This window comes from Collinsella aerofaciens, assembly GCF_015561195.1.
Lineage (GTDB): Bacteria > Actinomycetota > Coriobacteriia > Coriobacteriales > Coriobacteriaceae > Collinsella > Collinsella aerofaciens_AC.
In genome coordinates, this window is record NZ_JADMSU010000002.1 from 105,666 (window position 1) to 119,810 (window position 14,145).

The window sequence follows — 14,145 nt, forward strand, 5'->3', positions numbered from 1 at the left end:
CTATCACTCTGCAATGCAAATCTCATCCCCGCTGTCCTCGGAGGTCGTCTCCATGCCAACCAATGTTGCAATCCGTTCCTGTTTTTCAATGATGAACCGTTTATGGTAGAAGATATTGGCATACTGCAAAACACGATTCATTTGCGAGGCATCAAACAGAGCACCGACAACGCCGCCAAATACAGGGACGGCTTTACCAAGAGATTTTTGGGTGATATTCCTGCCAATTTGCTCGAGTACGTTTTTGAAAACATTGTTCTCGAGCGACTTCTTGCCGGCATTTTCGATTGCCTTGCGTGCGGCGGCATTTGCAAGGGCGCGAATCTGCGCGATAAGCGTGGCAGCGCCGCCCCGTGCCGCCATGGCCGTCCAACCCTTTTTGACTGTCTGCTTCACGCCCTCCATCTCGGCTACAAGCATCACTTTGCCGATTGCGGCAGTCATGCCATCAGTAGAACCTGCTGACGGAGCCATCGCGTTTGAAAACACATCACCCGCAATGACCAATTCAGCCGGATCCTCTTTAACGTTAAATCCATACATCATGGCGACTGACTGCACCGCGCGATAATAGAGAAACATGCTGAACACGATGTTGAAGGGCAGGCCGGCAAAACCGGGAGCGCCTGTCGCCGCACCCTCGGTCGCCGCAAGCAGCAGGTGTCTACCGTTCTCGCCTGCCGCAATCTTCGCGACGTCAAAACTGCGAAGCATGAACAGCTCATCAATCGACCGGATAGTAACACCTTCGAGCGTGGCGTTTGCAACCTCAACAATCTGTGCCTCAGTGACGCTGTACTTGGCAGCTTGCTCCTCGATGATCTTGAAACCATCGACAACTTGCTTCATGACCTGCGCATACAGCGCTTGTTTCTGAATCTCACCCGTAAGGTCGTCGACCGCACCCCCAATGGTAGCGCGAAGATTCTCCGGTACTCTTGACCCGGCCTTATCAGCCAGCTGTTTGAGCTTTGAAGGCGATACCATCTTTTCGTATTGCTCGGTTAATACCTCAAGCTCGCCAAGCTCGCGATTGGACAGTAGCGGATCGGGCAACACCCAATCACCGTTATCGTCAACGAGCGTCGACGATAGGCCGAGTTGCTCTTGTCGCTTTGCGTTGTAGCGCTCGTTAGCCGCGGCGGCTGCCGTAGAAGCAATCCCGTTTGCGAAATCCGAAAAACCTTTGAGTGCACTATCTGCCAAAGGACCAGCGGCTTCCGCCAGTTCCCCCGATTTCTTTTGAGCCTCCTTGGTCGCATCCTTAATGGCGTTTCCAGCACCATTGAGTACTCCAGACATCATGTTCTCCAGCGAAGAAAAGCTGGCACCGGACTTCCGCCATTTTTCGAGCTCCGCCCCAACGGTCTGTTGCCGTTTATCCAACATGCTATTCACCCCTACTCAAACGCAATGTCAACATTGACGTCATCGCCGCATAGGGCTTTGACCTGTTTTTCGATAAGGGCGCAGGCTCTATCATCAGATTCTTGGAGCATATTGCTTTCCTTGACCTTCTTGGTCTGCTCTTTCTTTGCCTGTTTCAATAACGTGTTTAGATCATCCGTGCTTACTTGATTCCAGTTAAGAAAACCATTGTCCTCAACATATTTCTTAAGCGTATTGGGGTCTGTCGAGAACGAAGTGATCTCCGAGTGAGGCAGTATAACCTTTACGCTCTTGACCTCTGAATTCTTATCGGCCATATTAGCCCGTACGATTGTAACCTTCATCTTATCGGCATTGATCCCGATGTCAGCCTTGCCGTCAATCGTTGCGACATATCGCTTAGACGTAAAGGGGTTTTCCCACCCAAGCGGATTGCCCGCCTCATCAATTGAAAGCAGCTGGGTGAAATTGTACTCGTACGTCACGAGCTTAACGACTGGCGTGATCTCCTCGCGAATCGAATCATCGCTGATCGTTGTAGGATTACGCGTCAATGACATCCAGATACCCCAGGCAACCGCTAGAACCGTAACAACGACTAACCCGCCAAAGGCAACCTTTTGCGGTATCGTTGTAAGAAATTTTGTTTTTGCCATCCTGTTTCACCTTTTCTTTATTGCCCCGACGTTCCCATCATCTTCCAGCGCGAGCATGATGACACGAATCATTCCGTCAACGGCTCAATGCAAAGCGCGACCGTTCGGAGAAAACGGCCGCGCTTTCTTTTCAATTCCCGCGAACTATTCCTTGACGCTGTAACCCGACACCGTCGGCGCAAGCCTCGAGGCGTCAACCTCGCTCATTACCTCAAACTTCACCTTCTCGCCAGGCACCCAGGCAGATGCATCTGCGTAGCATTCTTCCGCCCTCACACCATCGGCATCGTAAAGGGCAACGTTTAGATAAACGTTTTCGAACGATATGTCAGAGGTGTTTTCGACGATTGCAGTGTACGTATAGAGACCGTAGCCATCATCACTTTTCTCAAAGTTCGCCGATGAGAGCAAGCCGTTGATAACCTCATCGTTATGCGTCTTCTCCTCTACGGTCCTACCGTTCTTAATCAGCTCGTCAAACTCATCTTGATACTCGTCATCGACTGTTAAGTCATATCGATCAACCAGTTTCTTAAGCTGTGCGGATCGTGCGTCGTAGGCCTTTTCCCATTCCTCGTAGTATTTAGGATCAGATTCCGCATACTTCTTGGTAACATCAAGCTGATCGTCAAGCAGGTTGAGATAGGCGATGACATCTTCCTGCATCTTAGTGTCTTTAAAAGGCGCCTTTTTGAGTTCTTTGTCGTTATCGATCTCGGTTTTAATTATCTCTTTTCGCACTTTATTCGAGCTTAGATCAGCATCTTCTCCAAGCGATTCGATATAATCCGACCGCTTTTGATAACCTTGAGCGATCACAGCCATTGCACGGTCATCGGCATAATCAGGTTCAGCGTTTTTCTTCTCAGACTGCGAACAGCCGCTCAGCAGAAGCGCCCCACAAAACACCATCGCAAATAGCGCGGTCACCAGAGCCATTCCATAACGCCTTTTCATTTCGTCCTCCTTTTAATACAAAACACGATATCTAGCCCCTCGTCAAAAAGCAGACGAATTGGCAACGCGGTGGCACTATTTGGCTCAAGGGCGTGAACTGGACAGACATCGAGGGAAGGAGTGAGCTCTGTTCAATAAACTCCCCTCGTCAAAATGTCTAGCTAAAGAAGACGGACAGACGACGAACGGTCAAAACTAGCCGCGTCCGCCCGTCTCCAACGATCGAATGTCGATGCGCTGACGTTCAAAAGCGCAGCAGCCTCTCGCCTCGTAACCTCACCCCCTTCGAATAATTTGATGACATCGCGATAGCTATCTGGACGTTCGAATGCCGGCCTTCCAAATTTCACGCCACGCAAACGCGCCGACGCGATGCCCTCCGCCTGGCGTTGCTTGATGTTTTCGCGCTCTAGCTGCGCCACGTAGCTCAAGATCTGAAGGACCAGATCTGCCATAAACGTTCCCGTGATGCCATCGGGCTGCTCGCGCGTATCGAGCAGCGGCATATCAAGAACCACGATGGCAGCGTTCCTATCCACCGTGATGCGTCGCCACTCATCGAGGACTTCGCGATAATTGCGACCCAAACGATCGATACTTTTGATCACGAGAACGTCACCCGCGCGCAACCTGCGAAGAAGACGTTGGTACTGGGGACGCTTAAAGTCCTTACCGCTTGCCTTGTCAGCATAAATCTGGCTCCGTTGCACAGGAAACCTCCCTAGTGCGTCTAACTGGCGGTCCAAGTTCTGGTCCGCGGAAGAGACACGCGCATACCCAAAGATTCGATTGTCCATAATTGCCCCTATCGGCTACCTCTTGGCAGCATCAGCTCAAGCGAGAGCCCACTCACTATAGGGCGTGCAAATTTCGCGAATGGGTTGAGGTCATTTTGGCCCTCAGGCACAAGCTATTCAAGTGCCATGCCGACAACATGCTGACTTTTAACGGTAATCAGCTGCCTTTAACTAGAATTGCTAGAAAAGAAAACCGTGATGCTGACAGGCTTTGCCGGCATGTGGCAATGTGACAAAGGGACTGTCTCTTTGTCACATTCGGTTATAGGTAGCGACCGGTGATGCTTGCGGAGCAGGCTGCGATGTCGCCCGGCGTACCGGCGCAGACGATTTGCCCGCCCGCATCGCCACCGCCCGGGCCCATGTCGATTACGTAATCGGCGTTACGGATAAGGTCGAGGTCGTGCTCGATCACGATAACCGTGGCGCCCTTGGCAACAAGGCCGTCGAACACACTCAGCAACACCTGAACATCGAGCGGATGCAGGCCGATCGTGGGCTCATCGAATACGAATACGGCATCGTCCTGCACGCGGCCCATCTCGCTCGCAAGCTTAAGACGCTGCGCTTCGCCGCCCGAGAGCGCTGGTGTGGGCTCACCGAGCGTGAGATAGCCCAAGCCCAGGTCATGCAAAGTCTGCAAGCGCGTCTGAACCTTCTTGAGCCCCAGCGTGGCGTCGATGGCCTCGTCCACACTCATATCCATGAGCTGCGGCAACGTAAGCAGGCTCCCGTCCTTGCCCTCGCGATGGATATGCGAAGCAGCGTCTGCATAACGTGAGCCGCGACATGCCGGGCAGACGATCTCGACATCGGGCAAAAACTGCACGTCGAGCGATATCGAGCCCGTGCCATCGCACGTAGGGCAGCGCAGAGCGCCAGTGTTGTAGCTAAAGGCGCCCGCCTTGTAGCCGGCCGCCTTGGCCTCGGGCGTACGGGCAAAGGCTCGACGCAGCTCGTCATGGATGTCGGCATAGGTCGCTACCGTCGAGCGCACGTTGGCGCCGATGGGCGTGGCGTCAATCAGATTTGCGCGGGCAATGCCCTCGGCATCGACCCAACGCACGTGCCCCGGCAGGCGCTCGCCGGCCGCCTGCGCCTTGAGCGCCGGAATGAGCATCTCGAGCACCAACGTCGTCTTACCCGAACCCGAAACGCCCGTCACCGCGACCAAGCGACCGCGCGGGATATCGACTTCGAGCGGCTTGACGGTATGGATGGCATCGGTCGCCATGCGGATATGGCCCTGGTCGTACATTTCGTCGTCAGCCACCTGCGGCCGCAAGCGCTTGGGGTCTGCGCGTAAAAACGGCGCGATGCGGCTGCCCTGCGATTGTTCTACCTCGTCCACCGTACCTGCAGCGATCACATTACCGCCTCCTGCTCCGGCAACGGGGCCCATCTCGACCAGATAGTCAGCTTCCGCTAGAACGCGCGTATCGTGATCAACAACAACCACGGTGTTGCCGTCATCCACCAGGTCGCGCATCACGCCCACCAGGCCGTCGACATTGGCAGGATGCAAGCCGATCGAGGGCTCATCGAGTACATAAAGCACGCCCGTCGATCGGTTGCGCACCACGCGGGCGAGCTGCACACGCTGGCGTTCACCCGTGGAGAGCGTAGCACCGGCGCGATCGAGCGAAAGGTAATCGAGCCCCAGGTCGACCAGGCGACGAGCCGTGCTCAAAAACGAATCGCAGATATCCGCTGCCATGGGCTGCATCTCGGCCGGCAAGGATGCGGGCACCCCGCGAACCCACTCAATCGCCTTGCCCAGCGTCATGGCCGCCGCCTGTGCCAGATTGATACCGCGCACCTGGGGTTGGCGCGCGGCCTCGGAGAGGCGCGTGCCGCCGCAGTCACGGCACGGGCCCTCGCGCAAAAAGCGACCCACGCGTTTGAGGCCCTTATCGTCCTTAACCTTGGCGAGCGCATTCTCGACCGTATAGATGGCATTGTAATAGGTGAAGTCGAGCGGCGTGGCGCCCTCGCCGTTTTTGGGAACGTAGAGAATGTGCTTTTTAACCGCCGGACCATGAAACACGATGTCGCGCTCGGTGGGCGTGAGCTGGTTAAACGGCACGTCGGTGCGCACGCCCATCTCGCCAGCCAGCTGCTTCATCAGATCCCACATGAGCGTGCCCCAGGGAAGGACCGCGCCCTCGTTGATGGTCTTTGACTCGTCGGGCACCAGGCTCGCCTCGTCCACCTCGCGCATGACACCGGTACCACCGCAGGTAGGGCACGCACCGCCGCTATTGAAAGCCAAATCCTCGGCACTCGGCGCGTAGAACTCGCGGCCGCATGTCGAACACGTGAGCGACAGGCCCGCAGCCACGTTAAGGCTCGGCTCCACACGCGCCCCGCAATGTGGGCACACGTGATGGGCACAGCGGCTAAAGAGCAAACGCAGACTGTTGTTGAGCTCGGTCATGGTGCCAAAAGTGGAACGCGCACCCGGCACACTGGGACGCTGGTGCAATGCGAGCGCCGCCGGTACGTGCAGCACTTCATCCACCTGGGCGTGCTCGGCCTGCGTCAGGCGACGTCGAGTATAGGTGCTGAGCGCCTCCAGGTAACGGCGCGAGCCCTCGGCATAAAGAACCCCCAGCGCCAGCGAACTCTTGCCCGACCCCGACACGCCGGCAATGCCCACGAGCCTTCCCAGCGGGATATCGATATCGATGTCCTTAAGGTTATGGACGCGCGCGCCACGTACCTCGATAGCACTTGGTTGTTGCGACACCGTCATCGCTTTCCCTCCCGTTGATCGAATGTGACAAAGGGACTGTCCCTTTGTCACATTGTCTGTCTGCGCCAGTCTTCGCAGGTCAAATACGTAAAGCACTCGGTACGTACATCGCCCATAAGCTCGCAGGGCACGTCGCGCTTAACGTGATGCGGCGCGAATCCGCACTTTTGCTGAACGCGTAACGACTTGTTATTGCCCTCGTAGTATCCGCACCAAAGTACCTTGCAGCCAAGCGTTTCAAACGCATAACGTTGCATGGCCCGAACTGCCTCGGGAGCAAAGCCTCGGCCCCAAAACGGCTTGGCGACCCAATACCCCACCTCGAGTTCGAGTCCAGCGCTTTGGCTGTTCGACTCGCAACGAGGCGGCATGAGCCCGATGCTGCCCACAGGCTCGTCTGTCTCAGCCAGGCAAAGGGCAAAGGTATGGGGTGCCGCAAAGACTGTCCGAATGATCTCCCTGCTCTCCTCAATGCTTCGATGGGGCGGCCAGCCCGCAGCCGGTCCCACGTCCGGGTCGCTCGCATATGTAAACAGGATCGCCGCATCCGTCTCGCGCCACGGACGAAGCGTCAAACGCTCAGTATGAATCACCATGCTTTGGCCCCTCTCAAACATCGATGTGACAAAGGGACAGTCCCTTTGTCACATTACCCGTGCCATAAAACGCGGTCGCGGATGTACTCGCCCAGCATGGGCACGGTAAACCGGACCAGGCCGTATCCGGCAGCCTCGATGACGCGCTCGCGAATCAGGCTTGCGCGATATTTACTCGCCCAGCTCTGGGTGCGATCGCAGCGCTCAATGATATCCGCCATGCGCGTCGGTTTGCCCTCGTCAACCGCCATGGTCTCGATAAAGAGGCGCTGTGGACTGCGCAGCCCGTAATACAGAGGCGCGTCAACCGCTTCGTAGAACTCGGAGACGGCATCCGCATGGCCATCCTCGACATCGCGCCTTTCGATGACCTGCGAGCCACGCCGGACAGTAGAGCGCCACATGTAATAGCCCACCAGCTGAACCATGTAGGGATGCCCCATGCTCTTGCGCGCCGCAAGGTCCGCCGTCTCCGCGTCAACGTAAAGCCCGGCGTCTTTGACCGTCTGGATATACGAATCGCGCACCTTGGGCAAAGATATCGCCCCCAACGTACGCTGCTGGGCACGCCGCAAAAACGTCACGCTCGGCTCTTCGAGCAGATCGTCAACCATACTGGGTAAGCCGGCGAACGCCAGCGCAAGACCGCGCTGGTCGCTATCGGACAGGCCCGTAGCATCCTGATCTCCGAGCACCTGCTGATAGAGAACGGCAAGAGCCGCCAGTTCCTCGATTGACGCAGATTGCGCCTCGTCAATCGCAAACAGGATGCCCTTGCCTGGACCGAGCTTCTTGAGGCGCTCGTTGACCAGCCCCCGTAGCGTCTCGCCCTTTGCCCGAGCCGCCTCGACCGACATCCGACCAAACGACGGCCCAAACTCCATTGACGTCACAACGGGTTTATTCGAGCGAAGCGCGTCGGCCAGGCGATCGCACAAGCCAAGCGAAGCAGAATCGGAGACAACCGCCCATCCGCGTTCTTTGGCTAGACGTTGCAGCTCCCGCAGGAGAACCGTCTTGCCGCAACCGCGGTTTCCCGTAATGAGCATGAGCCTGCCCGGCGCTCCGGCGCCGTTATCGAGCCCTTCCTCGAAATCTTCGACGACCGACTCGCGACCGATGAGCATCGGGGGCCGCTTGCCTGCCGTCGGCTTAAAGGGATTTGGATTCATGCCGGCCTCCTCGGATTGGCAAACCCTGGTAATAGTTATACTAACTTATACCGAGTTATACCAATAGCATGTAACAAAGAGACTGAACCTCTATCGCCTATGGCCGAAAAACTCGGCGTCTGCCGCTCGCCAGGGACGGAAGGTGCTGGGATCGACCTTTACGTGCGCCGCGGCGGGTACGTCGTACCATTTGACCGTGTAGCCGGCGCCGTGAGAGCAAAAAACCGAGTCGGGCGTGTTGGGCAGATCGGCCTCGGGCTCGTAGGCGGCCGCCTCGATTACGCGCTCGGCATCATGGCAAGCCGCATAACCGGCGAACTCCAGGTACAGATGTCCGCGACCGCTCGTGTAGGCAGCCACCTCCAGCGCGTAATCCTGCACCTCGAATGCCGGCACGCGACCCACAAGCTTTACCCGGTCGCCCGTCATCGTCGGCGACTCGTACTCGGCACCCATGCGCGTGGCGTCTGACAACGCCCGGCCCACGCACTCCCCCGGCACCTCGAGCTCAAAGTGGTACCACGGCTCCAGCAGCACGGCTGCGCCGGCCTCACGCGCCTGCATCAAACCCTGGCGAATCGCGCGGTACGTGGCCTGGCGAAAATCGCCGCCCTCGGTGTGTTTGGCGTGCGCGCGGCCGCCCGTGAGCGTGATGCGCACATCGGTGATGGGCGAGCCCGTCAACACGCCCAGGTGATCGCGCTCCATAGCGTTGGTGAGCGCCAGACGCTGCCAGTTAAGATCGAGCTCGTCGGTCGAGGTCACGGTGCCAAACTGCACGCCCGACCCCGCCGGCAACGGCTCCAAGCGCAAATGCACCTCGGCATAGTGGCGCAGTGGCTCAAAGTGGCCCACACCCTCGACCGGCTGCGAGATAGTCTCCTTATAGAGAATGCCGCCGGGCTCAAACTCGACCGCAAGGCCAAAACGATCGGCCAGCACGCGCTGCACGACCTCGAGCTGCACGGCGCCCATCAACTGCAGGTGAATCTGCTCAAGATGCGTATTCCAGCTTACGCCGAGCATGGGATCTTCGTCCGCCAACTCAGTCAGCGCTTTGAACACCGCGTGGACATCGTGTTCGCCCGGAAGCACCGTATAGGTGAGGACTGGCGCAATGACGGGCGCATCGCCCGCGGGCTCCGCGCCCAGGGCGTCCCCTGGGCGAACGTGCGCAAGACCCGTCACGGCACAAATACCGCCAGCAGCAACTTCTTGCGCAAGCTCATACTTCTCGCCGTTATAGATGCGTACTTGATCGACCTTCTGCTCCCATGCCTCGGCACCGGAACGTCCGTCAATCATCTGCTTGGCGTGCAGCGTGCCACCGGTCACTTTAACCCAAGCCAAACGCTCGCCGCGATCTCCGCGGCTGACACGATAGACGCGCGCGGCAAACTCCGGGGACCACGCCTGCTCACGCATCAGCGCGCATATGCCATCCAACAGCTCGTCCACGCCTTGGTCCTTGAGCGCCGAGCCGGCAAAGCAGGGAAAGAGCTTGCGCTCGGCAACCATGCGCGACAGCGTTGCGACGGAAAGCTCACCCGCTTCAAGAAACTCCTCGAGTGCCGCCTCGTCCAACGCAGCAGCATCCTCCTGAACGGCACCGCCCGCCAGCAGCTCGTTGGCATCCAGACAGCCTTCGGAAAGACGCTGCCCAAGCTGTGCCAGCAAAACATCGCGGCCGGGATTCTCCAAATCGATTTTGTTGATATAGATGAACGTCGGGATGTCATAGCGCGCAAGCAGGCGCCACAGGGTTTCGGTGTGCCCCTGCACGCCATCGTTGGCACCCACAACCAAAATCGCATAGTCGAGTGCGCGCAGCATGCGCTCCGCCTCGGCAGAAAAATCGACATGCCCCGGTGCATCCACGAGCATGACGTGGGTATCGCCGTGGTCGAGCACGGCCTGCGACGAGAAGATCGTGATGCCGCGCTCGCGCTCGATCGCGTCAGTGTCCAGATGCGAATCGCCATCGTCCACGCGGCCGCGCTTGCGAATGCGACCCGCGTTGAACAGCATGGCCTCGGCCAGCGTGGTCTTGCCGGCATCGACATGCGCCAAGATTCCAACGACCGCTTGCTTCGACATGGCTCTCCTCTTATTGCAAGCCCATCGCACGCGGCGACGGGCATCCTCGTTCCACACTGGATGATACAATTTACGGGCCGGCGGGCGAAGCGGGCCCTATCCCCCGACCGAGCTCATCGCCCTGCGTTGCCGCGCGGCGATTTTCGTAGGTTCGCGCCTTGCGAAAGCCGGCACCTCCCCTTTTTGTCTGCCCGGGCTTATCTGGGGCAGTAACAACGCGAGCCCCACAACGACGCGTTTTACCAAAAATGGCCCCACTCGGGGCCATTTTTTATTTGAGCTGGGTGATGATACGTGCCTTGGCTCCTACGCCTCGCGCAGCCAATCAAACGCGACACGCGGCGTACCGTCCGACACATATACGGTACCGGCACGCTTAAACCCGGCCTTGGCGATGACGCCCTGCATGGGCAAGTTGTCCTCGTGCGTGTCGATACGCAGATGGTCGGCGCGTTCCTTGGCAAAGGCAAACATCGCAGCCGCGACGCCATGCGTGGTGCCGTCGGATGCCACGCGGTGCAGCACAGCATACGGGGCATCGCTGCGCCACTGGCCGCCCTCGATCGCATCGTAGGAACTGTCCGGCCCCGGCAGAAAGGCAAACGTCGCCACCACGCGCCCGTCTTCCTCGCACACATAGCTACCGCCCGCGGCAATATCGCTTTTGAGCTGCTCGGCCGAGGGCGTGCCTACCGGCCACTGCGTGGCGTTACCATGCGCGCGCATAAAGGCGCGGGCCGCGTCATAGATAGCCATGACGGCGGGAATGTCGGTATCGAGGGTTTTTCTGATCATCACGCGGCGACCTCACGTTTATTGGTATCACTTTGATTGAGCAATGATACCAACGTTTGGAGAGGGGCGCGAAGCAGATGGGTAGCAAAAAGCGAGCCGCCTGGTCAAAAGCCAAAAGCGAGTTTTTGGGCGCTGCCACCGGCGGCGATATGAGCGACCTGTTTGCGCGCGAGGATGAGCGCCGCGAGGCCCTGGACGCCGAACGCGATGAAGCCTGGCGCTACAAGTCGTGCGAGCGCAAAAACCGTTACGACACGCGCGCCGAGGCCGAAGCCGTTATGGCCGACTGCGAAAACCGCGGACGGCGTGGTTTGGCCTGCTACAAATGCGAATACTGCGGCGGCTGGCACCTGACGTCGCACCCTTGGAAATAGACCCCGCATCGGCACGGCGCCGGCAATCGCAAGCAAGCTACGGGCGCGGCGGCACCAAAACATCGTAACGAACGGCCTTGCCCGCAAGCTGATAGCTCGGCTTAACGCCGGCAAGCAGTGGCCCCTTAACCGGCCGCTTGATAACGACCTTGCGCGGATACACCGCAAGTGCTGCCTGGACCAGCGTCTCCTCGTCGGCGCACGGCTGCTCCAGATGATGCAAGAGTTGGAACTTCTTTTTCACCGCCGCGCTCTTGGTGCGCCCGGGAAACATGGGGTCCAGATATACCACGTCAGGAGCGGTGAGCTCGCCCTGCCCGATCAGCTCAGCTGTATGGCGAAGGCCGGCAACGCTATCCTCGCCCGCATGTAAGCGCATGCGCGCCACGGCTATCGCAAGCGCCGGATCATCTGCCGCGCGATCCAAGGCATCCTTGAGGAGCGCCGCGATCACGCAATCCTGTTCATACAGATCGACGGTAAAGCCCGCGGCCGCCAGCAGCAGCGAATCCTCGCCAAAGCCTGCCGTGGCATCAATCGCCCATGGGCGCTCGATGCCTTTTGCGCGCGCAGCCTTTACCAACAGCTCTTGCTGCAAACGGCCCTGCTTGAGCCGTGGAAGCATGCGGCCAAAATCGGCACGCAACTCCATCGTGCCGTCGGTGAGCGTAAGGCCCTCGGACGTCCGCACGAGCTCGAGCCCAGCAGCCCGAGCAACAGAAAAGGGATCGACGACGCCCATGGACACTCCTTAGCAAGCAAAACGAATACGTGAGCGCCACCTCAGTTGGCACCCAACCGTCCGCTATTGTCCCACACGCGACATGGTCCACAGCATCCCGATGCAAAGCACCGCCATCAATCCCGTGCACACGGCAGCGATCACGGAATCGCCCATACGCCTTCCTAACGAACGCGGCTCACGCACTTGCTTGGCTCCGTACATCATGGCTCCTCCTTCGGTCCAGCTCTTACCATGGCCTCATCATCGCAGCGCCGCACATACGCTGCCATCGATTTTGCTTACGCCCAGCTTTCCTTTTTGAAAGGTTGGGCCGCACAGGCTCAAAGCGCTTTCAAACGCATGCATCGCTCCGTTGAACTACAATGTGCTTCACCATATATGTCGCAACCTGGGTGCGACAGATTCACCGCGCCCGCATCGAAAGGACCAGTTATGAGCGCCGCTCGCAAGACACTCAAAATCCTTGCCCTGATTTATTTTGTTCTGGGCATCGCCAGTCTCGTCATTGGAATCGCCGGCATCGCGACCGGCAAGCTCGAGTCCACCTACGGATCGAATGCCATGCTCGCCGCGGTCGTGATTATCGCCAAGGGCCTCGTTGATCTTGCCGCTGGTGTTGCGGGCATCAAGGGTGCCAACAAGCCTTCGCAGGTAGATGGCGCGTTTAAGCTCGGCATCGTTGCTGCAATCGCCACGATTGCGCAGGCTGTGCTTACCCTTCCCGCGCTCGGCGGCAGCGCCGTCAATATTGGAGCCTTTGTCATCGTGGTCTACGACCTGTTCTTTATTCAGCAGGCGCACGCCGTTAAGGCCGAGAACAAGGACCGCCTGTAGGCGCTCACTCCTCATAACCTCTGCAGTCAAGCAACTAAAAAGGGCCGATCGCGCATCTCTGCGGTCGGCCCTTTACGTTTGCCCAGATAACACCTGCCAAAATAAACCTGTCCCTTTTTGGCAGGCTGTTAGCTGTGGCGGTACTCGGCGATGATGAAGTCGATGTCGGTTTGAAGGGTATCCAAATTTGCCAGGCGCTCTTTGTCGGCAGGGCGCGTGCGGTAGTAGTAGGGCGTCATCTGAAATACGGCTTCGATGTCGACCTGGGTCTGGAGCGTAATATTCGCAAACACCCGCTGCGTTGAGACCAACTCGAGTTCGGTGGTCTTCGGCAGCTTCTCGTCATTGAGATATGGCGTGTCGTAGAGCACCTCTTTGAGGCCAAACAGATGCCGAGCACCCGGCACCACGGTGTAGAGCGAACCCTCTGGCGCCAGCACGCGGGCAAACTCACGCTCGTTAAAGGGAGCGAAGAGCTCGGTCACCATATCAAAGGCGCCATCAGCCACGGGGATATCTTTCATGTTGGCCACGAAGTACGTCGCATCGCCGCGCTTGGCGGCAAGGCGCACCATCTCCTTGCCCAGGTCGAAACCGTAAGCATCTACGCCCGGCACCACGCCCATAGCGCTGGTGTAGTAGCCCTCGCCGCAGCAAATATCGAGCAGCGTCATGGGGCAGTTCGTAGACGCGGCACGTCCAGACACCCGCTCGCGCACCAGCTCGACCATCGCATCGCGCAACGGCGCGTAGTATCCACGGTTCAGAAAGTCACGACGGCTGCGCGCCTGCGACTTGGGATCACCCATGGAGTCACCGCTCTTGGACGAGCACAGCAGATAGAGATAGCCCTCGCGCGCACGGTCAAATCGGTGTCCGCCCGCGCATGCAGCACCGCGCTCGTCGTCCACCAACGGTTCATGGCAAACGGGACACAACAACATGGCAACTCCTTAGCGCGAACAACACAACGCCCAC

At 58.4% G+C, this 14,145-nt stretch carries 13 protein-coding genes; 2 read left to right on the forward strand and 11 right to left on the reverse strand.

Annotated features, from left to right (window positions below; genetic code table 11):
- Positions 1-3 precede the first annotated feature (3 nt).
- The 9 genes from I2H81_RS02710 to I2H81_RS02750 form a co-directional block, all read right to left on the reverse strand.
- The gene (locus I2H81_RS02710) at positions 4-1,389 is read right to left on the reverse strand and encodes an EcsC family protein (RefSeq protein ID WP_195644449.1); all 1,386 of its coding nucleotides are present in this window, start codon (positions 1,387-1,389) and stop codon (positions 4-6) included.
- An 11-nt stretch (positions 1,390-1,400) separates the two neighbouring features.
- On the reverse strand, positions 1,401-2,045 hold the full coding sequence (locus I2H81_RS02715) for a DUF4230 domain-containing protein (RefSeq protein WP_195644450.1): 645 nt from the start codon (positions 2,043-2,045) through the stop codon (positions 1,401-1,403).
- A 144-nt stretch (positions 2,046-2,189) separates the two neighbouring features.
- Positions 2,190-3,002 carry an FxLYD domain-containing protein gene (locus tag I2H81_RS02720; RefSeq protein ID WP_195644451.1) on the reverse strand — a complete coding sequence of 271 codons (813 nt, stop codon included), beginning with the start codon at positions 3,000-3,002 and terminating at the stop codon, positions 2,190-2,192.
- A gap of 161 nt (positions 3,003-3,163) precedes the next feature.
- Positions 3,164-3,799 carry a recombinase family protein gene (locus I2H81_RS02725; RefSeq protein ID WP_195644452.1) on the reverse strand — a complete coding sequence of 212 codons (636 nt, stop codon included), beginning with the start codon at positions 3,797-3,799 and terminating at the stop codon, positions 3,164-3,166.
- A gap of 262 nt (positions 3,800-4,061) precedes the next feature.
- Positions 4,062-6,554, reverse strand: coding sequence for an excinuclease ABC subunit UvrA (locus I2H81_RS02730; RefSeq protein WP_195644453.1), 2,493 nt, complete (start codon positions 6,552-6,554; stop codon positions 4,062-4,064).
- 47 nt (positions 6,555-6,601) lie between these two features.
- Positions 6,602-7,150, reverse strand: a complete 549-nt coding sequence (locus tag I2H81_RS02735) for a GNAT family N-acetyltransferase (protein WP_195644454.1) — start codon at positions 7,148-7,150, stop codon at positions 6,602-6,604.
- Positions 7,151-7,203: 53 nt separating this feature from the next.
- A complete protein-coding gene (locus I2H81_RS02740; protein ID WP_195644455.1) occupies positions 7,204-8,322 on the reverse strand; it encodes an AAA family ATPase in 1,119 nt (372 codons plus the stop codon).
- 90 nt (positions 8,323-8,412) lie between these two features.
- Positions 8,413-10,419, reverse strand: coding sequence for an elongation factor G (locus tag I2H81_RS02745; protein ID WP_195644456.1), 2,007 nt, complete (start codon positions 10,417-10,419; stop codon positions 8,413-8,415).
- 306 nt (positions 10,420-10,725) lie between these two features.
- On the reverse strand, positions 10,726-11,214 hold the full coding sequence (locus tag I2H81_RS02750; RefSeq protein ID WP_195644457.1) for a GNAT family N-acetyltransferase: 489 nt from the start codon (positions 11,212-11,214) through the stop codon (positions 10,726-10,728).
- 77 nt (positions 11,215-11,291) lie between these two features.
- Between I2H81_RS02750 and I2H81_RS02755 the strand changes: the two genes are divergently transcribed.
- The gene (locus I2H81_RS02755; RefSeq protein WP_195644458.1) at positions 11,292-11,588 is read left to right on the forward strand and encodes a hypothetical protein; all 297 of its coding nucleotides are present in this window, start codon (positions 11,292-11,294) and stop codon (positions 11,586-11,588) included.
- A gap of 37 nt (positions 11,589-11,625) precedes the next feature.
- Here I2H81_RS02755 and I2H81_RS02760 read toward each other — a convergent pair whose 3' ends face one another.
- Positions 11,626-12,330 (reverse strand): class I SAM-dependent methyltransferase, encoded by a 705-nt coding sequence (locus I2H81_RS02760; protein ID WP_195644459.1) that lies wholly within the window; start codon positions 12,328-12,330, stop codon positions 11,626-11,628.
- Positions 12,331-12,765: 435 nt separating this feature from the next.
- Here I2H81_RS02760 and I2H81_RS02765 point away from each other — a divergent pair, with 435 nt between their 5' ends.
- Positions 12,766-13,167 (forward strand): hypothetical protein, encoded by a 402-nt coding sequence (locus I2H81_RS02765; protein ID WP_195644460.1) that lies wholly within the window; start codon positions 12,766-12,768, stop codon positions 13,165-13,167.
- Between the two features lie 128 nt (positions 13,168-13,295).
- Here the strand turns inward: I2H81_RS02765 and I2H81_RS02770 are convergent, their stop codons facing one another.
- Complete coding sequence (locus tag I2H81_RS02770; protein WP_195644461.1) at positions 13,296-14,111, reverse strand: putative RNA methyltransferase; 816 nt, start codon at positions 14,109-14,111, stop codon at positions 13,296-13,298.
- Positions 14,112-14,145 lie beyond the last annotated feature (34 nt).

Coding starts and splice junctions, on each gene's coding strand:
- I2H81_RS02710 (WP_195644449.1), bottom strand. CDS start 1,389: ATGTTGGATAAACGGCAACAGACCGTTGGGGCGGAGCTCGAAAAATGG.
- I2H81_RS02715 (WP_195644450.1), bottom strand. CDS start 2,045: ATGGCAAAAACAAAATTTCTTACAACGATACCGCAAAAGGTTGCCTTT.
- I2H81_RS02720 (WP_195644451.1), bottom strand. CDS start 3,002: ATGAAAAGGCGTTATGGAATGGCTCTGGTGACCGCGCTATTTGCGATG.
- I2H81_RS02725 (WP_195644452.1), bottom strand. CDS start 3,799: ATGGACAATCGAATCTTTGGGTATGCGCGTGTCTCTTCCGCGGACCAG.
- I2H81_RS02730 (WP_195644453.1), bottom strand. CDS start 6,554: ATGACGGTGTCGCAACAACCAAGTGCTATCGAGGTACGTGGCGCGCGC.
- I2H81_RS02735 (WP_195644454.1), bottom strand. CDS start 7,150: ATGGTGATTCATACTGAGCGTTTGACGCTTCGTCCGTGGCGCGAGACG.
- I2H81_RS02740 (WP_195644455.1), bottom strand. CDS start 8,322: ATGAATCCAAATCCCTTTAAGCCGACGGCAGGCAAGCGGCCCCCGATG.
- I2H81_RS02745 (WP_195644456.1), bottom strand. CDS start 10,419: ATGTCGAAGCAAGCGGTCGTTGGAATCTTGGCGCATGTCGATGCCGGC.
- I2H81_RS02750 (WP_195644457.1), bottom strand. CDS start 11,214: ATGATCAGAAAAACCCTCGATACCGACATTCCCGCCGTCATGGCTATC.
- I2H81_RS02755 (WP_195644458.1), top strand. CDS start 11,292: ATGGGTAGCAAAAAGCGAGCCGCCTGGTCAAAAGCCAAAAGCGAGTTT.
- I2H81_RS02760 (WP_195644459.1), bottom strand. CDS start 12,330: ATGGGCGTCGTCGATCCCTTTTCTGTTGCTCGGGCTGCTGGGCTCGAG.
- I2H81_RS02765 (WP_195644460.1), top strand. CDS start 12,766: ATGAGCGCCGCTCGCAAGACACTCAAAATCCTTGCCCTGATTTATTTT.
- I2H81_RS02770 (WP_195644461.1), bottom strand. CDS start 14,111: ATGTTGTTGTGTCCCGTTTGCCATGAACCGTTGGTGGACGACGAGCGC.